This window comes from Oxyplasma meridianum (assembly GCF_038024865.1).
GTDB classification, from domain to species: Archaea; Thermoplasmatota; Thermoplasmata; order Thermoplasmatales; family Thermoplasmataceae; genus Oxyplasma; species Oxyplasma meridianum.
In genome coordinates, this window is the sequence record NZ_CP133772.1 from 295,593 (window position 1) to 317,002 (window position 21,410).

The 21,410-nt window shown below is 40.7% G+C and carries 20 protein-coding genes and 1 tRNA gene; 4 read left to right on the top strand and 17 right to left on the bottom strand.

What is annotated here, in order from left to right; genetic code table 11:
* Positions 1-35: 35 nt before the first annotated feature.
* Both OXIME_RS01550 and OXIME_RS01555 read right to left on the bottom strand, forming a co-directional pair.
* Positions 36-830: an RNA methyltransferase gene (locus OXIME_RS01550; protein WP_393971729.1), complete on the bottom strand. Its 795-nt coding sequence runs from the start codon at positions 828-830 to the stop codon at positions 36-38.
* A gap of 5 nt (positions 831-835) precedes the next feature.
* A complete protein-coding gene (locus OXIME_RS01555) occupies positions 836-1,594 on the bottom strand; it encodes a peptidylprolyl isomerase (RefSeq protein ID WP_393971730.1) in 759 nt (252 codons plus the stop codon).
* 148 nt (positions 1,595-1,742) lie between these two features.
* On the opposite strand from OXIME_RS01555, the gene OXIME_RS01560 reads away from it, so the two are divergent.
* Entirely contained in the window at positions 1,743-3,215 is a 1,473-nt protein-coding gene (locus tag OXIME_RS01560; protein WP_393971731.1) for a D-glyceraldehyde dehydrogenase, read from the top strand.
* Between the two features lie 6 nt (positions 3,216-3,221).
* Here the strand turns inward: OXIME_RS01560 and pyk are convergent, their stop codons facing one another.
* From pyk to OXIME_RS01620, 12 genes are all read right to left on the bottom strand, one after another.
* On the bottom strand, positions 3,222-4,904 hold the full coding sequence (gene pyk / locus OXIME_RS01565) for a pyruvate kinase (protein ID WP_393971732.1): 1,683 nt from the start codon (positions 4,902-4,904) through the stop codon (positions 3,222-3,224).
* A 49-nt stretch (positions 4,905-4,953) separates the two neighbouring features.
* On the bottom strand, positions 4,954-5,760 hold the full coding sequence (gene aroF, locus OXIME_RS01570; RefSeq protein ID WP_393971733.1) for a 3-deoxy-7-phosphoheptulonate synthase: 807 nt from the start codon (positions 5,758-5,760) through the stop codon (positions 4,954-4,956).
* Positions 5,753-6,511: an indole-3-glycerol-phosphate synthase gene (locus tag OXIME_RS01575; protein ID WP_393971734.1), complete on the bottom strand. Its 759-nt coding sequence runs from the start codon at positions 6,509-6,511 to the stop codon at positions 5,753-5,755. The genes aroF and OXIME_RS01575 overlap by 8 nt, the downstream gene beginning before the upstream one ends.
* Positions 6,512-6,513: 2 nt before the next feature.
* The gene (locus tag OXIME_RS01580; RefSeq protein ID WP_393971735.1) at positions 6,514-7,074 is read right to left on the bottom strand and encodes an anthranilate synthase component II; all 561 of its coding nucleotides are present in this window, start codon (positions 7,072-7,074) and stop codon (positions 6,514-6,516) included.
* On the bottom strand, positions 7,055-8,224 hold the full coding sequence (locus OXIME_RS01585; protein ID WP_393971736.1) for a chorismate-binding protein: 1,170 nt from the start codon (positions 8,222-8,224) through the stop codon (positions 7,055-7,057). The genes OXIME_RS01580 and OXIME_RS01585 overlap by 20 nt, the downstream gene beginning before the upstream one ends.
* Positions 8,211-8,822: a hypothetical protein gene (locus OXIME_RS01590; RefSeq protein ID WP_393971737.1), complete on the bottom strand. Its 612-nt coding sequence runs from the start codon at positions 8,820-8,822 to the stop codon at positions 8,211-8,213. Before OXIME_RS01590 ends, OXIME_RS01585 begins: the two co-directional genes overlap by 14 nt.
* Positions 8,815-9,807, bottom strand: coding sequence for an anthranilate phosphoribosyltransferase (gene trpD, locus OXIME_RS01595; protein WP_393971738.1), 993 nt, complete (start codon positions 9,805-9,807; stop codon positions 8,815-8,817). The genes OXIME_RS01590 and trpD overlap by 8 nt, the downstream gene beginning before the upstream one ends.
* Positions 9,800-10,537 (bottom strand): tryptophan synthase subunit alpha, encoded by a 738-nt coding sequence (locus tag OXIME_RS01600; protein WP_393971739.1) that lies wholly within the window; start codon positions 10,535-10,537, stop codon positions 9,800-9,802. The genes trpD and OXIME_RS01600 overlap by 8 nt, the downstream gene beginning before the upstream one ends.
* Positions 10,538-10,543: 6 nt before the next feature.
* Positions 10,544-11,794, bottom strand: coding sequence for a TrpB-like pyridoxal phosphate-dependent enzyme (locus OXIME_RS01605; RefSeq protein ID WP_393971740.1), 1,251 nt, complete (start codon positions 11,792-11,794; stop codon positions 10,544-10,546).
* Between the two features lie 61 nt (positions 11,795-11,855).
* On the bottom strand, positions 11,856-12,530 hold the full coding sequence (locus OXIME_RS01610) for a class I SAM-dependent methyltransferase (RefSeq protein ID WP_393971741.1): 675 nt from the start codon (positions 12,528-12,530) through the stop codon (positions 11,856-11,858).
* 12 nt (positions 12,531-12,542) lie between these two features.
* Positions 12,543-12,854 (bottom strand): DUF424 domain-containing protein, encoded by a 312-nt coding sequence (locus OXIME_RS01615; protein WP_393971742.1) that lies wholly within the window; start codon positions 12,852-12,854, stop codon positions 12,543-12,545.
* Complete coding sequence (locus OXIME_RS01620) at positions 12,851-14,950, bottom strand: minichromosome maintenance protein MCM (protein WP_393971743.1); 2,100 nt, start codon at positions 14,948-14,950, stop codon at positions 12,851-12,853. The genes OXIME_RS01615 and OXIME_RS01620 overlap by 4 nt, the downstream gene beginning before the upstream one ends.
* 187 nt (positions 14,951-15,137) lie before the next feature.
* Here OXIME_RS01620 and OXIME_RS01625 point away from each other — a divergent pair.
* A tRNA-Thr gene (locus tag OXIME_RS01625) sits at positions 15,138-15,211 on the top strand.
* Between the two features lie 116 nt (positions 15,212-15,327).
* The gene (locus OXIME_RS01630; RefSeq protein ID WP_393971744.1) at positions 15,328-15,624 is read left to right on the top strand and encodes a hypothetical protein; all 297 of its coding nucleotides are present in this window, start codon (positions 15,328-15,330) and stop codon (positions 15,622-15,624) included.
* Positions 15,625-16,852: 1,228 nt separating this feature from the next.
* On the opposite strand, the gene OXIME_RS01635 is transcribed toward OXIME_RS01630, so the two are convergent.
* Positions 16,853-18,217 carry a glutamate decarboxylase gene (locus OXIME_RS01635; protein ID WP_393971745.1) on the bottom strand — a complete coding sequence of 455 codons (1,365 nt, stop codon included), beginning with the start codon at positions 18,215-18,217 and terminating at the stop codon, positions 16,853-16,855.
* A gap of 222 nt (positions 18,218-18,439) precedes the next feature.
* Between OXIME_RS01635 and OXIME_RS01640 the strand changes: the two genes are divergently transcribed.
* The gene (locus tag OXIME_RS01640; protein ID WP_393971746.1) at positions 18,440-18,832 is read left to right on the top strand and encodes a DUF2004 domain-containing protein; all 393 of its coding nucleotides are present in this window, start codon (positions 18,440-18,442) and stop codon (positions 18,830-18,832) included.
* Positions 18,833-18,881: 49 nt separating this feature from the next.
* Here the strand turns inward: OXIME_RS01640 and OXIME_RS01645 are convergent, their stop codons facing one another.
* Both OXIME_RS01645 and OXIME_RS01650 read right to left on the bottom strand, forming a co-directional pair.
* Positions 18,882-19,823 carry an ROK family protein gene (locus tag OXIME_RS01645; RefSeq protein WP_393971747.1) on the bottom strand — a complete coding sequence of 314 codons (942 nt, stop codon included), beginning with the start codon at positions 19,821-19,823 and terminating at the stop codon, positions 18,882-18,884.
* A 102-nt stretch (positions 19,824-19,925) separates the two neighbouring features.
* Positions 19,926-21,215, bottom strand: a complete 1,290-nt coding sequence (locus tag OXIME_RS01650; RefSeq protein WP_393971748.1) for a nodulation protein NfeD — start codon at positions 21,213-21,215, stop codon at positions 19,926-19,928.
* Positions 21,216-21,410 lie beyond the last annotated feature (195 nt).

Genomic DNA, 21,410 nt, shown 5'->3' on the forward strand with positions numbered 1-21,410 from the left:
TTAAACAATTAATAAACGTTTCTTGAACAGAGGCATTATCTTTCCAACCTTGTATCATGTTCATCCGTCAGGTTTCTTCTTATCAATTTCAGTATTCCCATTATTTTGTAGAATTCCGTATCACTTAGTGCAGACCTGCCAAGTATCCTTCGAATCATGACATCAGTGTTTTTTCTTTTGTATGAAGGATATGAAACAATGTCCATTATCTGGTAAATATCTTTCAGCAAAAGGTTGAAATTCTCCGGCTTTATAGGCTCCTCATTGTTATTTTCCCAATATTCTTTTTCTATAGCCTGCCGTATCATCTCATAAAGTACTATTGTGACTGCATGGGATAGATTATATACAGGATATTCGGGATTTGCAGGTATAAAGAGGAACTGAGAACAGATTTCAAGCTCACTGTTCCTTAACCCATCCCCTTCCCTTCCAAACACCAGGGCAATCTTTGAATCTGTGCCAAGATTATTTTTCCAAAATTCCCATGGTGCTACCGGTATCCTCCTGAATTTTTTATGGTTAATGGTAGCTGTGCTTGAGGTTCCCGCCAGCACGGAAAACTCTCCTGCTACGGTTGCCAGGGAATCAGATACTCTTGCATTTTCAAGTATATTCCTCCCTCCCATTGTCCTGGCAAAAGCCTCGTTCCCTATCTCTGTTGGATTTATTAAAATAAGGTTGACAAGGCCTGCATTTTTCATTGACCTGGCCACAGCACCTATATTACCTTCAATATGCGGCTCTACAAGAATTACAGTTACTCTTTCAGCGAGATTCTTAAAAATAAGGGAGATGTTTTCCGAACTTCCCGTTTCGGTCTGAGTCATGGGTATTATTTCTGTTCTTCCTTGATCTCTTCTTCCTTTTTCCCTTCATCCTGTTTAGGGTTATCCTCAACAGGGGCTTCTTCCTTCTTTTCTGGTTTGGAATAGGATTCCACTATGTTTATATCAAGATCCGGAAGATGTTTCCTGATTTCACTTACTATATTGTATTTTGCTTCCAGCCAGAAAGGGTCGAATTTGGTCTCTTCAGGTATTTTTATGGTAAGTGTTCCGTTGTCAATGGAAATATCGAATTTATCCGCATCCATTGTGTAGTTCATCTCTACTATTGATCTGGCCTTCTCCACCGGGTCTTCCACAACGCTCTTTATTGTGTATTTGTAAAAAATAGGTTTCCCTGCATACTGGTTATTGTAATCCACAAGTACCCTTCCAGGGGTTACGGATATTATCCTTCCTCTCTTCTTGTTTATAGTAACCTCTTTTCCAACTGCCGGGTCTATTTCTAACTTTTGAAGCTCCCTTACTGTGTGAACCTTTATGTTGTTGGGATCTCTCAATCCATAAGCATCTTCGGCTTTTATTTCCACTTCAGTCTCTTTTCCAATTTCTGCGTTCTTGAAGGACTCATTAATTTCCTTGAAAAGATTTTCAGTTCCAACAATCAATACTGCATCATTGTACTTCTTCTTCTCATCATAAATGTTATTTTCCTTGGCAAGTTTTTCCAAATTAGTAGCAACTAACTTCTTGTCTTCCCCTACGCGCATTTCGAAATCAATCTTGATAAAGTCGCCATCGTTCATCCATTATCACCTAAATTTAGGGTAAGTCCGAGAAGTCTAAAAATGTATATAATCATATCGCACTGTTCAGGAGCACAGTTTTCAGCCTTTTTTCCGTGAATTCACTATTTTTCACAAATCTTTTATCTCTTAAAGCTCTACTATGCACATGAAGATGTTGATAAACGGCGAATGGGTTTCGTCGCAATCAGGTGAAGAAATTAAAAAAATCAACCCGAGTACCGGGGAAGTACTGGGTATGTTTCCCGCAGGCACAAAGGAAGATGTTGACAGATCAATAGATGCTGCTGAAGACAGCTTTAACTCATGGTCCGACATGACCTCGGTTGAAAGGGCGAAGATACTTTACAAGGCCAGAGACCTCATCGCAGCCAAGAGAGAAGAACTGGAAAACCTCCTTATTAGTGAGAATGGCAAGATATTGAGGGAAGCTCGCGACGAAGTAAACGGAGTACTGGATCAGATCCAGTATTATGCAGAATTTGCAAGAAAGATCACAGGAGATGTGGTAGAGGGTGATACCTCAAGAAGAAAGATTTTCCAGTACAAGGTTCCATATGGAATAGTCCTGGCACTGACCCCATGGAACTTCCCGGGCGCTATGGTAGTCAGAAAGCTGGCTCCTGCACTGTTGACCGGTAACACTGTCATATTGAAACCCAGCAGTGACACACCTTTTACAGCAGAGTGGATAGTTAAAAAATTTGTTGAGGCAGGTATCCCAAAAGGTGTTCTCAATCTTGTAACGGGAAAGGGCAGCGAGATAGGGGATTACATTGTAGCCCACAAAAAAATTGCGCTTGTCACTATGACAGGGTCTACAGCAACCGGGCAGAGAATCATGAAGCAGGCATCATCCAATATGGCAAAACTTGTGCTCGAATTGGGAGGAAAAGCACCATTCATAGTCTGGAAGGACGCTGATATAAAAAATACACTGAAAACTTTAATATGGGCAAAATTCCTGAACGTGGGTCAATCCTGCATTGCAGCTGAGAGACTTTACATTCATGAGGAGATCTACGAATCTTTCATGAACAAATTTGTTGAAATCACAAAAAAGTTGAAAGTTGGGGACCCAACCATATCCGATGTCGGGCCTCTTATTAATGCCGGTGCACTGAAATCTGCAGAAATGTTCACTGAAGATGCCAAGGAAAGTGGAATAAAAATACTTACAGGTGGAAAAAAAGCAGATATATCAGGAAAATTCAAGGGTGGTTATTTCTTCGAACCAACTATTCTGGATAACGTACCCCAGAATTCGAAACTGTTCCAGGAGGAGATTTTCGGCCCGATTCTTGGGGCTGCGCCTGTTTCAAGCATAGAAGAGGCAATAGAGAAATCAAACGATTCCATATACGGGTTGGCATCATATCTTTTCACAAAGGATCCAAATTTCATATTCCTGGCTGCTGAAAAGATAAGATTCGGAGAGGTGTACGTGAATATGCCTGGACCAGAATCGTCACAGGGCTACCATACCGGTTTCAGGATGACAGGACAGGCCGGAGAAGGTAGCAAATATGGAATAGAGGAATACGTGAAATTAAAGAATATGTATGTGGATTATTCCGGCAAGGATCTGAAAATAAACACAATAAGGGATGATATATTCTAAATGGGATCAGGAATTAATTATTCCTGTATATCCATCTATGAAAATTTCGTCTCCTGCTGATATTTTTTCCCTGATCTTTGTATTGTAGAGTACAGGAATTCCAGATGATTCTAAGGCTTCCATAACTTCGTGGGAAGCTTTTCCTGTAAAAATTATCCCTTTGTATTTCAAGAAATCCTTTTTTTCTTCACTGATATCGTCCTTGACAATGAGTATATCTCCACTATTCTTTTCTCCAGCAACTATCCCTTTGAAGGATTTGCCGGATGGGTAACCTCTCCCAAGAAATTTCCCGAACGTGGAGACCATCACTTCATTGGTACCGCCAAAAAGGAAGTTTGGGGCTCCTGAGGTGATCACAAGCCTTGATCCTTTTCTGATTTTTATGTTCTTCTCCGCTTTCAGTATAGTTTCATAAAGGTCTCCGCCATCATTTTTTACAGGTTCAATCTTTACCGGCCGGATACCCCTGAAGAGATTCAGTTTTCTACCAAGGTGAAAATCAGTCACCATTGTGTAGATGGGTATGCGGGGCCTCACAGCAGAAATCATTTTTGCTGTGTTGCCTGACTGAGTGAACGCCACTATACCATCAGCTTCTATCTCATCTGCAACAACCTTGGCTGCTCTGGAGATGGAATACGCCACCCTGTTGCCAAGAAAATCATCCGGTTCACGGAAATCCCCCACTTTATCCTCCACATAGGTCGATATTCTGTTAAGATACTCAACCGCCTCGGCAGGAAACTTTCCAATTGCAGTCTCTTCTGAAAGCATAAGGCAGTCCGTGTTGTCCATTATTGCATTGGTAACATCTGAAACTTCCGCCCTTGTGGGGGATGATGAGTTTACCATGGATTCCAGCATCTGTGTTGCAACAATGGTTGGAACACCGTATTTATGGGTCTCTTCAATAATTTTTTTCTGGGCTACCACAACCTCTTCAAGTGGCAGTTCAACACCAAGATCTCCCCTGGCCACCATTACCAGATCAGAGACTCTGCTTATTGCCTTTATGTTCTGGAGACCGCTTTTTGTCTCTATTTTTGAAACTATGAGCTGATCTCCGCCATTGTTCATTATCTGTTTCTGAAGATGTTCCACATTCTCCTTTTTCTGAACAAAAGAAAGGGCAAAAAATTCTACATTTTCCTTGATCCCCTCTTTCAGGAATATCATATCCCTGTGGGTAAGTACCCCGAGATCAAGGTATTTGCCAGGAACATTTATCCTGGACCGGTTCCTCATGGTTCCAGAATCAAGCGATTTCAACGTGACCTGATTCTCTCCGGATTTAACTACCCTGAACCTGAATCTCCCGTCACTCATCAGGATAAGATCATTTGGAGCCAGTGTATTAAGTATGGCCGGATAATTTATTGTAAAAACATCTTCTTTTTTTCCTTCCGCATAAAGAGTATACTGTGACCCGGCTTTAACTTCAAAACCTCCTCCAGGAAATTCACCGGTTCTCAGCTCAGGTCCTTTTAGATCAACAAGTACCCCCACGTAAGTTCCCAGTTTTTTGTTTACACTGTCAATCATGCCCTTTATCTTCCCAATATATCCGGGGTCAGAATGAGCAGTATTAATTCTGACTGCAGAAAGTCCACTTTTTGCCATTTTTTCCAGGACAGCCACATCTGCACTGGCCGGTCCCATGGTGGCTATAATCTTTGTTTCAGGCATAAACAGTTATAACGTCATTGCTATAAATCTCTATTACTTCAGTGGACATTCATCTCTCTCTTTTTTCCATCTCAAGGAATGTCTGTCCCCGCATAAAAGAGAACATGGACTGGGATGTTCTGTAAAGCTTTTCAAACTGCTGGAAATCCAGCTGCTGTTCCCTGTCACTCAGTGCACTTTCCGGCGAGGGATGTACTTCAACCATGAGTCCATCTGATCCTGATCCAATTCCGGCAAGTGCAAGCGGCTGAACCAGTTGTCTCTTTCCTGCGGGGTGGCTGGGGTCAATAAGTACAGGATAATCAACCATTTCCTTAATTACCGGGACGGCAGAGACATCAAGTGTGAACCTTGTTGATGTTTCAAACGTCCTGATACCTCTTTCAACCATTATTATGTTTCTGTTTCCCCCCCTTGATATGTATCTGGATGAATTTATGAATTCATCAACAGTGTTTCCAAATCCCCGTTTAAGAAGAACGGGCTTTTTCTGCCTTCCAAGTTTTTTAAGAAGAGGAAAATTCTGGGAATTCCTGGACCCAACCTGCAGTATATCTGAATATCTGGACACAATTCCAATATTCTCAGTATCCATAACCTCAGTCACAATCGCCATTCCAGTCTGATCTGCTGCAGAGGCAAGAATTTTCAAGCCTGCTTCACCAAGACCTTGAAAGTTATCAGGAGAGGTTCTTGGCTTGTAGGCTCCTCCCCTTAGTATTTTTACTCCCAGGCGGCTGAGGAATTTTGCAGTTTCAACCAACTGTTCTTCAGATTCGACTGCACATGGCCCTGCTATGAATATCATTTCATCCTGTGATATTTTCAGGTCATCACGTATAGCTATCTCAAACATATGCCTCATATTCCATCTTTGCAATTTTATCAGTTACGTCTTCACCGGAAAGTATTGAAGATCCAATCAGGGCGCCATTGAATCCCCTCAACATTCCTGATCCAATATTTCCGCTATTTATGCCGCTTTCAAGTATTCTAATTCTGTTCTTCATCCCCAATATTTCATCCATTCCCCTTTGATCGGGGTCCATTTCAAGTGTTCTCAAATTTCTTCGGTTGTAGCCTATAATTGCATCACTGAAGGAATAGAGATTAACAGCAGATTTAACATCATGGAATTCTATGAGAACATCCATTCCCAGATTTAGAGCATGATCGTAGAGTTCTGTAAGTATTCTGAATTCAAGAAAATCACTTATGAGAAGGATGCAGTCTCCACCGGCGTTGAAGGAACTGTCCACCATCTCCTCTGTCGAGATAAAATCTTTCACAAGAATTGGTAAATTAAGGTCCTGAGAATTCTCTATGTCAGCATAGCTTCCAGAGAAATATTCCGGTTCGGAAAGAATACTTATGCCAGCCAGTGCTGCAGTATTGATGCCAGAAAAGTATTCTCTCAGGTTCAGTCCTTCTGGTGATCTGAAGCCTGAAGGTGAAGCCCTTTTAAACTCTGCTATCAGAGCCAGTCTCTTTCTTGAGTTCAATCTCATTATGCTTTTAGACATACTTAATATTGGTCTTGTCCGTCTATATTTTTTTACAAGAGCACGCTTACTGTTTTTTCTGTATATTTCATCAACGATTCCCATATTTACATCTCCAGAAAATTTCTAAGAATCTCATGACCAAACTCCGAGTAGTAGCTTTCAGGATGGAACTGAAGTCCTGTGATGTTTCCACTGGCTGAATGGAATGCCATCACATTTCCATCACTCTCTGAAACTGCATCCACAATAATATTTTCAGAAGGTTCCACCACAAGGGAATGGTATCTTGCCACATTAATCTGACCGGGTAAGTTTCTGAATACACCATATCCATCATTGCTTATCCTGTCAACCTCTCCATGGTAAATCTTCTGTGAGATCTTTATTTTGGATCCAAGCATCATTGCAAGTATCTGGTGCCCGAAGCAGATTCCCAGAACTTTCTTTCCTTTCAGCAATGGGAAAAACTCCATTATCTCCCCTCTGTCACATGGGTTCAATGGGTTACCTGGTCCAGGTGATATGACCACTGCTTGGTATTTTTCAGGGTCAATATCTGATAATCTGTCGTTTGTAACAACATGGACATCTGCACCCTCCTGCCTTATATAATCCACAAGATTATTTACAAAGGAATCGTAATTATCAATCATTAAAACTTTCAATTCTTGCCACCTCCATGACATTAAGACTCTTTGTGAAAATTTCCTGGACCTCTTTCTCAGGAACTGAGCTACAAACAATCCCTGCACCCGATCTGGTATAATATTCATTACCGCTACAATAAACGCTTCTGATAAGTAGGGCCAGATCCATCCTGTTTCTACCTACGATTCCAATGCTTCCGGAATAAGGTCCTCTGGGAGTATCCTCAAACATTCCTATGATCTCCAGAGATCTTCGCTTTGGGGCACCACTTACAGTCCCAGCAGGAAATACTGATCTGATAACCTCTAAAAGGTCATCTGTAGCCGAATCTGAGGAGACTCTACTCACCAGGTGCTGTACGTTTCCAAACTTGCCTATTTCCATATTTTTCTCAACTTTTACTGTTCCCGGTATAGATACTCTCGCCAGATCGTTCCTCGCCAGGTCAACAAGCATTCTGTGCTCACAGAGTTCCTTTGAATCGTTAATCAGTGTTTTTCCCAGCAATTCATCCTCCTGAATGGTAACACCTCTTCTAACAGTCCCTGCTATTGGGTCCACAGTGATTCTACCGTCTTTCATTGTAACCAGATTTTCGGGTGAGCTCCCAATTATTTGGAATCTCCCAAATCTGTAATAATATACATAGACAGATCTATCAAATTCCAGAAATTCTCTCAAGCATCTTATGGGATCGAAGGCAGGAAGCTGGAAATCCCTTGAGATCACAACCTGCAGAAATTCGCCATTTCTTATCCTTTCACGCAGTTGGGCAATTATTTCGGTAAGCTTTCTGTCTTCCAGATTTTCTCTGGCAACTATTTTTCTCTCCTTTTTTGCAATTCTCTTATAGGTGCCTTTCTCAATTTTTTCTGGAATAAATGACATTATCAATGGCCATTCAGATCTAAGGAACTTTACTCCTGGAAAATTTTCACTTACAAAGTCAAAAGTGATGGCTACCGGAATATCAATTCCATCGTCCAATCCTTTGAGAGTCTGGAAGAATCTGTTTATCTCCTCTTGTGAGTTCATCATTTCCGGTTTTCCATTAGAACTGAACAGAGTCTCTTTTCCCTCTGTCTTGTTCACATCGTCGAATTTGCAGAAATAGGCGAAATTGTCATGGCCTTCCAGCAGAGAAGGTATGAGATCACACAGTGGCATGGATGCACCTCACCGATTTTATGAATTCTTTCATAACGGAATAGTCCTTTTTTCCAGGCCTGATTTCAAGAGATCTGCTAGCATCAATGAATCTGAACCCTCTTCTCCTTATCTCACTTACATTGGATAAGTCTATCTTTCCTGCTACCCCCACTCTGCTGTTTTCAGATAGTGAAACAATATTAGGTAGGTACTTGAAAATGCCTTCCCGGCTCTCAATAAGTACCAGATCTGATCCAGCACTGATCTTTTCCTTTATACTGGCATCCAGATTTTCTTTCCCAGCGTAGGTGATCACAGATATTATTTTCTTCCCAAATTCATCTTTTATATCCCTAATCTGTTTCTGGGAATGGCTGAAGTGAAGCTGAATATAGTCTGCACTGGATGGATTCTCTTTTACAGATTCAAATGAGGTGTAAACCGCTGCGGTTGTACCTCCAATGTTTTTAATATCCTCTATAAGTTTGACTGTTCCATGCCTGATTACCTTTGTATCCAGAATGACTCCCATTATGTCGTATCCCAGATCTATTGCAGCAGAGGCATCTTCAAGATTTGCAATTCCACAGATCTTTACAATCTCCTCATTAGGCATTAAATCTGCCTCCGATCTTTTCCAGCTGCTTTCCGGCTTTACCGGACAATATGGCTTCAAGAGAGATTTCGTATGCTTCGGCAAACTCTTCTGAAATTTTTCTGGAAATTATAAGTGGGGCAGTGTTAAGGGCTATGAACTTTGATATTTTCTCATCCTCTCCTCTTATGCCCGCCAGTGTCATCTTAAAATTTTCGTCAGGATCACTGCTGGCAATATCATTTTTTTCTATACATGAACCAGTTATTTTTTCAGGTTCGATGTCTATTTCAGATATTTTATTATTTACAAACAATAACCTGGACCTGCAGGAAGGTGATATCTCATCCATTCCATTTTGTGCCGTTATGACTGCCCCAGTTTTCCCGGTTTCATAGATCAATCCCGCATAAACTGGAAGCATGGATGGATCAGAAGATCCGATGATTATGGTCTGGGGATCCGCTGGATTTGTAACCGGTCCCATATAGTTGAATACTGTTTTGTAAGGAAGTTGTTTTCTTGCCTCAGAAAATATCCTGAAAGTTCCGTTGAATTGAGGTGCAAGAAGGAAGGCAAAACCATGTTCATTAATTCTTTCCAGCAGTCCGTCATAATCGAAATCGAATCTGTATCCAATTCGTGAAAGAAAGTCTGCACTTCCCACTTTGCCCGTTACAGCCCTGTTTCCATGTTTTGCAATTTTTATCCCCATTGCTGAAGCAGTGATTGCGGCGGCAGTGCTGACATTAATCGTGTTTAGGAGATCCCCACCGGTCCCAACGATATCAGAGACGCCATCAACTGGAGATATTCTGGCAAAAGACCTTATGGCTGCGGAAAAACCAGCCATTTCGGTTGAGGTGATTCCCTTGTCGTGCAACATCTTGAGAAAAGCAATTCTCTCCTGATCCGACGCATCAGGGGATGCAAGCCTCTTCATTATGGAAAAGGATTCAAAATATGATAAATTGCGGCTGAATATTTTTTCTTCTGTCTCAGGCATTTCTCATCACCGCCAGTTGGCTTACGAACTCCTTGAAACCCTTAATATCATGTGCATTAAGCATGTCCAGGAGAAGTGTACCTATCGCTACACCATGAGATCCGCTGGAGAGAAGCTTCTTTACGGCTTCAATGCTCCTTATTCCGAATCCAAAGTTTATTTCTCTGTCTCCAATAAGGGAATTTATTCTTGAAACAACGGCATCCTGGTTGTAGGGTATGTTGATTCCTGTTGAAGGCATCAGACCATAATAGATCCATGAATCTGAGATTCCTGATACGCTGATTATGACTTTATCAGGTGTGGAAGGATTGAAGAAAGGGATATACTCATACCCTGACCCCTGTATTTCTTTAATGAGAGAAATATTTTCGTCGTAGTAATCTGTTAACAGATCAGGAATTATGAGACCCGAAAATTTGCATCTTTTTAGAATATTGTAAATATCATCTCTATTTTCTGTAAAATCATCGTGATAAGCCAGAAGATATATCTTCCTTGCCTTTTTCTGAAGGGTATGTGTCAGTAGATCCAGGTCATTTATGTTGAAATTTTTCAGCCCTGCCTCATGGGTCTCTCTTATCCTGGGGCCATCATAATAGGCTCTTCTTGAGGGATAACCCAGTTCGACATAATCCACAGAGTTATCAGGAATAGCCTCAGAAAACTCTTGGAGAGTCTGATTGTCCGGGAAGCCGATGGTGAAATAGAGTATTATTCTGTTTTTCAAAAAGTTTCATCCCCTGTTGAAAATGGACATGTCAAGAAGTCCATGCCCACTTACATTCACCACTATTGTCTTCCTTTCACCCTGGTTTGATTTCACGTAATTTATTGCGGATGCAAGAGCATGGCCTGATTCCGGTGCTGCAACTATGCCCTGTGTATTGGCAAATACTCTGAGTGCCTCTATGACCTGTTTTTCACCTATTTCTTCAGACTTAACTGTTCCATTTTTTACAAGAAGGGACAGAGAAGGGGAAGCCCCATGATACCTCAGTCCTCCTGCATAAATACTCTCCGGAACAAAATCTGATCCCAATGAGTACATCTTTATGGAAGGAAGTATCCCTGCATTGTCAACATAGTCGTACTTGTACTTCCCTTTTGAGAATTTTGGGACTTCTCTTGCAGTTGATGAAATTATTGTTCTCTCCTTTCCGTCCCTGATTATGGGAAATACAAAACCTCCAAAGTTGCTTCCTCCTCCTACACATCCTATGAGTACTTCGGCCTCTTCTCCAGCAATCTCCAGCTGCTTCTGAGTCTCAAGCCCTATAATGCTCTGATGTGTAATAACGGAATTCATCACGCTACCTAACAGATAGCGAATATTATTTTCAAGGGCGTATTCCACGGCTTCAGATATTGCTATTCCAAGTGATCCAGGGTGATTAGGTGAATCAGAGAGGAATTTTCTCCCTGTAGGGGTTAATGGGGAAGGGCTGGGAACCACCTCTGATCCGTATAAATTCATTACGGTCTTCCTAAGAGGTTTCTGCTGGTAGCTTACATTAACCATGAATACCTTTGATTTCATCCCGTTCATGGATGAAGCCAGTGCTGTAGCAGTGCCCCACTGTCCTGCACCTGTTTCAGTGGTAACCTCTTTTATCCCTTCATTTGCAGCGTAATATGCCTGTGGAATTGCAGTGTTGATCTTATGGGAACCTGTTACTGTAGCACCTTCAAATTTGTAATATATTTTTCCCTTGTAGTTGAGATATCTTTCAAGATTTTTTGCTCTTACAAGAGGCGTGGGACGACCTATCTGCTCGTATAACTCTATCACTTCATCAGGTATCCTTTCATATTTTTTGAAGGTGAACTCCTGTTCTATCACCTTTTTTGGCAGTATCCTGTTAAGGAGCTCAATGGACGATTTATGCATGTCATTATCTCTTGGAGGGGGCATTGGCTCCGGAAGATCCGGAACAACATTGTACCAGTTTTCGGGTATTATGTCTGTATTCTGTGTTGAAATCATAATAAACGCATTAATGCATAATATAAATACATTGTTGTTTTGAATATAAGCCTATACATAATTATGCCTTAAAGCCGATATGCACATAGACTGTTCTCAGCATGAAAGGTTTTGATTTTCTAAGGGAAATTCCAGATTTCACCATCTTCTCCTCCAGTGTTTCATGGTCGTAAAAATTTCTTACAGATTGTGCAAGGTAGGTGTAAGATCTGCTTTTAGTCATGTGGTTGCCAATAATCGGCATGATTTTATAAAAGTATATGGAGAAGAACTGCTGGTAAACAGGTATCTTGGGGTGGAAAATATCCATGTTTATAAAAATGCCGCCTCTTTTCAATACGCGATGTACCTCTTTGAAATAGTTATCAACGTTCTCCAGATTTCTTGTTAGAAATGCGGATACCACCCGATCCACAGATTCGTCCGGCATGGGAATTTTCTCAGCACTGGCTAGAATAAACTTAGTGTCAGGAAACAATTCCGGTCTGAACATGGTATCTGTCACGTCAAGGCAGGTAGTTCTGCACTTTCTGCATGCTTCTATGATCTGACGGGTAAGCTTTCCGGTGCCAGCCCCACAGTCAAGAATTTCAAGATTATCCTTTAGGTTGAGATTCTTTACCATGAATCTGCGCCATCTTTCATCCTGCCCCATGCTTATTAAAGTATCAATAAAATCATATTTTTCCTGGATTGAGTTGAAAATCTCCCTTACATTTTTCTCCTTATCGCCCAATATACCACTCCTTCAGCTCTCTAGCATTCTTGTGAACTGAGCATGTGGTATATTGTCGATAGAGAGTACGTTATCCGGGTCAATATATCCCTCTTCAATTGCCTTCTCAACAACGTGCTTACCAACGAGATTGGCTATTGTACAGATCTCTAGGGATGAAACAAAAGTATCATCATTAACTCTGATGTCACCGTAGAAATCTGCCCTTATGTCAAGGTGGAGCTTGCCTTCTCTTATAACTTTCCCAACAATTGATGAATCAGCTGCAGCAAGCAACACTTCACCATTAATGCTTGAAATCTTCATATTGATTTTTTCGGTCATCTGATCACATCTAATTTCTTGTATGATGGTTCATATATCTGTCCGGTTCTCTTCAGGTTTGAAATTGCCTCTTCAGCCCTGTCAACACTAAGCCCACGTGCTTGAGAGAGGCTTATAACTTCATCAATTTCAGCTGAATTTTTCTCCTTTTTCAGCTCCTTTATTATATCAAATACAGTTTCAAGGTCATTTCTTTGCTTGGAGCTTGTACCAGTATAAAGAACATCAATATCCACCTCACCATTATGAGTTGATACATCTTTTAGATAGAAATCCACAATCTGTTTGGCAAGCATTGCATCCGCTTCGGTTACTATTGAGGAGAGTCTGGCCTTTGCAGCTGCTTCTGCAAGTCTTATGGTAGATTCAAGTTGCCTGGCTGTTATTGGAATAGAATCCGGGTTTCCCATCCTTGTCTTCACATATTCATTCCTTAGAAGATCAATTGCTTCATCCGAAAGTCTTGGGAAAACTTTGCCCTTTGCATAGGAGACATACTTCCTCACCATCTCCTTATCAATAGGAGGGTTGAATTCTCCCTCTTCAGGTATATCAAGTCCAGTTAGATCATTCTTTTCAAGACTCTTATATATTTCTCCAACACGATGGGCTTTCAGGACATGCATTGCAAGTTTGTCATCGTTGCTCTTATCGGGTTTGTCAATGATCTTGAAAATTACATCGAACCTAGAAAGTAGCGGCGGAGGAAAATCTATTTGGTCCACAATGGTCCTGGTCTGGTCATATCTTCCAAACTTGGGGTTTGCAGCTCCAAGAATGGAGCATCTGGATTTCAGTGTGGCCATAATGCCTGCCTTTGATATGGTAACTGTCTGCTGTTCCATGGCTTCATGCATAGCAGCGGTATCCTTTTCATCCATCTTGTCTAGTTCATCAATAGCAGCAAATCCATTATCGGCAAGAACAAGTGCTCCGGCTTCAAGAGTCCATCTCCCCTCGCCAAAATCATCCCTTATTGCTGCGGCAGTAAGTCCAGCAGCACTTGATCCACGCCCAAAAGCAAAAACTCCCCTGGGAGAAAGCTCTGTCATATATTTCAGCAATTGTGATTTTGCAGTTCCCGGATCTCCAACCATCAGTACATGGATATCCCCCCTCATTGTTGTGCCGTCCTTCATTGTTTTGCGGATTCCACCAAACATCTGGAGAACCAGGGTTTTCTTCACCATTTCCATTCCGAATATTGTTGGGGCAATAGAAGCTGAAAGCTTCTCGATTATGTTTGGATCTTTTGAGAGCTCCTGGATAGATCTCTCATCCTCTTCGGTAATCTTTACATCTTCAATCTCTTTGTTTACTCTCCTGAAATTAAGTGCGTAAACGTAGATATTGAATTCTGTGAGCATTATGCTTCCAGCTTTTTTCTGTTCTGCTTTTAATATTCCATCTATCATTATCCTGTCACCAGGAAATATCCTCCCAGACAGATCATCTTCTACAATTACTGTAATTCTCTGAGGCTGTGAACCTCCGTCAAGTGTTTCAGGATTTTCCTGTATCTCTAGTTTTTGAAAATCCACAAATTCAGATTCCTCGGTTAAAAGCTTGAACTTAGTCTTGTTCCTCTCCTTTCCACATAGTTCACATGCGGCAGGTGCATCAACTTTACCACGTTCCTGTGGAATCATGTTCACATGCATGCAGGCAGGATCTTCACATCTGAACGCAGCAGTCTGCAGCCGGGGTAAAACCTCAGTGTTCTTCCTTATTATTCCATTAATGGTTAACAGTGTTCCGACATTTGGGCTCCTCAGATCCCTTATTTCAATTCTGAATTCATTCTCAGGAATATCTGTAAGTCTAATGTTGACCCTCTTAACGTTTCCTCTGGGTGGATGGATAAGGTCTCTTAGAACATCTTCGCCAAGTCTTATATAAAACTCAGACACTATTGTCAGAGAAGTGGCAAACTCTTTGTTATAATCCTGAATGTGTTTAAAAGATACATAAAGGGATTTCTCCTCGGGATAAACTGAGCTGAGTTTGTTAATCCGGTCCATATAGCCATATCTGAAGAATATCTGCTCCCAGATTCCTTTTATTTCCTCTGGACTCTGATCAGCCATGGACATCATGTTATAACCTATTGATAAGAAGATAAATTCTTTTCGTTACTACCATATCGCAAAATTAGAAACTTAAATCACAAAATCCTGAATTAGAAAAATAAAATGATTGAGTAACACCAGTTTTTTGTGATAATTCATAATGACAAAAGAATCAAATAAAAATTAAATAGTTTCCTGGATATCCCTGTTGGTCGCCGTCGTAGCTCAGCATGGTAGAGCGCGTGCTTGGTAAGCACGAGGTCGCGGGATCGAATCCCGTCGGCGGCTTTAAAAAATGAATGTTTTTTCTTTTCCAGATTTAGATAATTAATAACAGGCCTACCCTTATGCAAATATTATGAAAATTCTTGTTAAGTGGAGGGACAAACTTTACAGGTAGAATCTTGGTGAAGTATCTGCTTGACGGTGGTCATGAGGTTATAATAGGATCATCTGGGAAAACAGAAGTGGAGTTCAATAGAAATATAAGTTACATAAGTCAGGACAGATTCCATCCATTATCTGTAAGAGAAAAAATAGGGAACCTTGGTTACTTTGATTTAGTTTATGATCTGCTTGCTTACATAGTCCGTGATGTAAAGAAAGTATTCACAAAGGATTCCATTGTGCATTTCCTAAAGATGAAAGCAAAAGAGATCGCAGATAAACATAACAAAAATCTTCAATCTTTGGAAATATAAAACATGACCTGAGGCTTTCAGACTGGACATGCCAATGCAATGTGTATTTTATCTTAATGGACAGGAAATCTCAATGCAGCCATCAACATACGGATGCCGGATTGATAAAGATAGGTAGAGACAATTCCGAATATATGTTCGTGGAGATTGGAGATATGCCAAAAAGGGCAACTTCAATCATAGATAAGGGAAACAAACTGCGTTAGCTGGGGAGAATGTTACATGGGAAATCACATGGGCATATATTCACCTCCAGCGCTTCAGTATATTCAGATAAAATGGGATATTAGAAGAGGAAACATTTGACCCATACGATTTCAAAGTTGATGAAAAACTCAGTGAAAAAAGCTATGCAGATGGTAAGAGAAACGTCGAAACTTATGTTTTCCAGAGTGGCGGATTTAAATTAAAAACAGCAAGATTTCTAATTATTTCAGGAAATTGTGACAGCACTCTTAGATTTTACGACCATCTCGAAGGAACAGGTGATGGTGAAGGGTTTTAAGTCCCTGTAAAAACAGGTTAGAGGAACTACACCCGGGTTGATGACGTAGGTCGTTTTCCTGCCTTGTTGGGAATAACTAAAAAGAATGGACCATATAATACCGCTTCAAAACAGTGTTACGATGTCAGAAGTTTTCTAAGCTTAATGGGAGGATCAATGGGAAAAACAGATTCCTTTGAATCTGAAAATTATCTGCTTAAATAAAGATGCTATAGAGACGAGGACTTTATTCTATCAACAAGAAAATCTTCTGAAAGAGGTTTCTCTTTCACGGACATGGAAACATGGATGAGAGAGGAGGTTAAAAGCTATCTCAAGAATCCCGGGAGATTGGCAAACTCCCAGGTTTATGCGGATTCACCTTTCTCCTATCATCAATGGTAATTTCAGATCGGCCTAATGCAAAACTTTCTTTTCCATTTCCTGGTAATTGAAGTCTCCAATATTGCCAGGTAATTAAGGTAATCCAGGATTCTGAATTCCTCTCAATTTCAAGGTTTGGAGGATCTTGCACAGTAGCGTTATAGCTAATGCCTTAAGAAATCAGGTATACCAGTAGCATTTTCTGCAAACATTATTTTAGGTATTCCATTCCCTGCCAGCATTTAATATACTCTCAATTAATTACAGATTTTAACTTTAATTCCAATCTCCTATATATAAAAGGCTTATTGGTTCTCCCACTCAAAATCATTTGTAAAAGTCTTCATATTGAAAAAAGGGTCATGAAATAGAATGCCCCTTCCTGGGAGACCTTCCACTGATCTTTTTACGCTTTAACATTAAAGTTTTGCAAGCATTTTCTACATCCCTAACAAACAGGTCAATCATATCAGCAGTAAAGTTCTCTCTCACAACCACCCTCATAATTGTTGTATCTTCCGCATTTTTAGGGAGTGAGTATGCCGGCACTATCCACCCTCTCTCTCTAAGCCTGTAAGATAAGTCAAAGAGGTCAAAGTCCTGGTTACCATGCAGTTTGAAGGTAACAACTGGAATATGTTCGGCATCATTCAGAATGTCAAAATAGGTAAGCTTGGCTATTTTACCTGCCAGATAATGGGCATTGTTCATCATCTTTTCCACTATGGACCGGTACCCCTCCCTCCCCAGCCTCATTATATTGTAGTACTGTGCAACAATCATGGAACTGCCTTCGGAAAAGTTAAGGGTATATGTCGGCATCTCATCTCCAAGATAATTCACATAAAACTTCAGATTTTCTGGAAGCAGTTTTTCATTCCTTAATATGAGCCAACCCAGCCCTGGGTAAACCAGTCCATATTTGTGGCCTGATGTGTTTATTGATTTAACCTGTTCCAACCTAAAATCCCAGGGAAAATCTGGTTCATGAAATGGTGTTATAAACCCTGCACTTGCAGCATCCACATGTATGGGGACATCAAGCCCTTTTTCCATTTTCATCTGTAGGAGCATATCGTTGATCTCTCCAACCGGATCGAATTCACCAGTGAAAGTTGTGCCCAGTACAACTCCAACTGCTATTGTATTTTCGTCAATATTTTTCTTTACATCCTCTGCAGTTATTGTGTATCGGTCCCTTGCAATTGGAATAATTCTGGGTTCCACATCGAAGTATCTGGCAAATTTGTCCCAAGAAATGTGTGTGTCACCCCCGAAAACAATATTCGGTTTGGCAGCAGATTTTCCCTGTTTTTCCATCTTCTCCCTCCAGTTCCATTTATGTGCTAGAAGGCCCAACATTATTGCTTCTGAAGATCCAATTGTTGAAGTCCCGGCGAAATCTTCACTTTCAGGAATATTGTAGAGATTGGCCAATATGTTCACTATTCTTTCCTCAATAATCTCCACCTGGGGGTACTCAAAGTGATCGATGAAATTCTTGTGCAGATTTTCAATAATCAGTTTATCAGCCTCCGGCTCCATCCATGTTGTAACGAACGTTGCAAGGTTAAGTCCAGGATTTCCGTCAAGATTCAGCTCATCATGTATCAGTTGATACGCTGATCTTGGTTCCATCATCATAGGCGGAAATCTATATTTTGGAACATCATTGTTCAGAAACCTGTTTGTATTGCCTGCAAATCTTCTCCCGTTTTCTTCCATATCATCTATCTTAATTTTTTTGGAAACCATAGAAATCACATATTTTCAATCACAGTGTCATAAGAAGCATTTTATTTAATGGTTATTGATTTTTATACCATATTTGAAATCCTGAAATGCGTGAGGAAAAAATAATAAATCCATCATGGGAAAGAGAACTCTGGGTAAAGATTGTGTTTTTATATGGAATTTTGATACTTACTTGCTACTCAAGGCGCAAATATGGTAAAAAATGTTGTAAAAATATCATTTCAAACCAATGGTGATGAGAATAATGAAGTTGCCGAGTCAATTTCCAATCTGGCTGGAAATGAAATTTTGAAGAAGATAAAAGTCCACTGGCAAATAAGCCATGTAACTCTGGGAGAACATGTATTCTACCGTACTGAGTATACTTTGGAAGGCACTAAGAAGGTTTCCAGGGAAACAGAACAGGAAATAAGATCAGTTTTCGACAAATATGCCAGGATGGATCTAAATAACCTTTCTCAGAAATATAAAACTGCAATGGAATCAGGTAGTTTTAAAGTGGTGAAGGCACAGGAGGTGAAGGAGGAATACAACCTGTGGCAGGACAAACTGTTTGGGCTTATGGGGAAGCAGGGAAATAACTGATATCCCGCAACAGGAAATCACTGCTATTCCAATCCTCTGTCCAGATAAATTAGAAGTTGTAAAGGGGTATGGAAATCGGTGCAAGGTCTGGGCCGTTGTCAAGTCCCTGGAGTATTTTTACAGGCCTCTTCATGCTCTTAAACTCTTCATTAACTGCTGCCCTCAAAGGATCAAAGAGCAGTTTCCCTGCTCTGGATATTCCTCCACCTATTATCATAACCTCCGGGTCCAGAATGTTTATTACATTAACTATCCCAACTGCCAGATAATATATTGTCTCCTCAACTATTAGCTGGGCAAACATATCCCCTTCCTCCATGTACTTAAAAACCATTTCAGCATCTATTTTGTCTGGAGTTATTTTTGAAAACAGAGCCGAATCCCTAACAGCACTTATGTTCTCTGATACTCTCCTGGCAATACCCTTTCCACCTGCAATTGCTTCAAGGCACCCTTTTCTGCCACAACCACAGTTAGGTCCGTTGGACATTACCACCATATGCCCGAATTCTCCCGCCATGCCATGGACTCCTCTGTAAAGTTTTCCGTTAAGAAAGGCCCCTCCCCCAATTCCAGTGCTTAATGTTAAGTATACAAAATTATCAACTCCTCTGCCTGAACCAAAAATTCTCTCAGCTATTGTGGCTGCAGTGGCATCATTCTCCAGCACAGTCGGGACTCCAAAATGTTTTTCAACTTCCTCCACCACCTTGAAGTTATCCAGTCCCAGTATATTAGGTGATGAAACTACAACTCCCTTCTCCCGGTCCACCAGGCCTGCGAAATCTATTCCAATGCTATCAATATTATCTAATTCAGCTAATTCCATCGCTTTTGTTCCCATGCTGTAGAACTCATCCAGGAGCCTTTTTTTCCCCAGATGTTTTACAGTTGGTTTTCTCACATTTGAAAGTATTTCCCCCCTGTCATTCCCTATTACTGCTGAGATTTTTGTACCGCCAACGTCAAAGCCCAGAATATGCTTTGTCATGATATGTAATTTTCTGGAATCTTATAAACTCTTATTCACTCCTCTTGGAAAAAACCAACAGGTTAATGATCCCCTTTCATGCGAAAATTGATTCAAAAATACTCAGCCAGTAACTGGCATTACTACCAGTGTGAGCCCTTCCCTTCCTATTACTCTCACTATTTTTCCACTATCGATTTTTGATCCGTCAACAGATCTGGCCTTCCACTGAACCCCTTCCACTGAAATCCAGCCTACTGGGTTAATTTCAACTTTTACAACACCTTTCTTTTCTATAATGGCCTCACTGCCAGTTGTTTTTTTGGTTTTTATAGAGAGTGCTATCTTTCTGAGGTAAAGGGCTGCTGCTATTGCCAGAATGACTATTATTATGGCACTTACTACACTTCCAGAGGTCACAGGTGAAGGTGAATAGCCCAGATTGGAAGAATATTGGGGTGATCCAAGAAGAAATGTTCCAACAACTGCTATAATAACCCCTGCAATCAGTGCGAACCCATGGCCTATTTTCATCTCCAGGAATATAAGAACGACGCCTACGAGTATGAAAACAATACCTATAATTGAAGCTTCAATGACTTCTGCGCCAATAAGACCCAACGCAATGAGTATCACTCCCACAATGCTGAGAAGTACACTGCCATGATAAAAGTCAACTAGAATTGCTATGGCCCCAAGTATTATCAGGACACCTATTACAAACTGGTCGCTGAGGAAAGATATGAAACTGTCATAAAAAGATGGTGTAACATTGTTTACAGGAAAGCTTTGTAGACCCTGATCTTTAATGAATGTTGTAAGGTTAAGTGCGTATCCGTTTGCAACTCCAATTGATACTGCCTGTGCCTCTGTGTATAAGGTATCATTTAAAACCATAGATTTTGCTGCTGAAACGTTCCTGTCATGATCAAAGGCCATAGATTCCATGAGATTAGCCATTTGCTTTACTGCAGAAGCCTGCTGGCTGGCGGTTCCACCCTCAACCGAGGGAAGGGATGATCCTATGTATGAACCCGCTCCCATACCTATATAATCTGTAGCCATTGCAATATAACTTCCCGCGGAAGACCCAGATCCATTGGCTGGAATATATGTATAAACTGGAATTCCAGTAGCTTCTGTATTGTTTATGGCATTAACTATCTGGATCATGTTCTGCAGGATTCCTCCCGGTGTGTTCAATTCGATAATCACTGCTTTTGTATTCGCAGGGGTAAGACCGGACAGCGCCGAATTTACCATGCTTTGAGAACCCTCATCTATCCGCTGGTCCAGATGTATAACTACAACTGAAGGGGGAGATGTTGCAGATACTGGCGTTGCCATACTGCCCACAAGTAAAAATACAACTGTAATTATAAGAACTATGGACACTAGTCTGAATTTGTTCAACAACCAAATATGGAATTAGACTTATTATATTTTATCAAGTCTCAACAGGAGTCCACATCTCTCATATTATCCATATAATATATTCAAATAATATTCTAAGGTATAACTTGATTGCAATGTCTAATAGCTTCAGTTTTGCAAAGAAAACCCTGGCCCAAATATTATTGCATCTTTGATTAACTCTTCAAGAGTTAC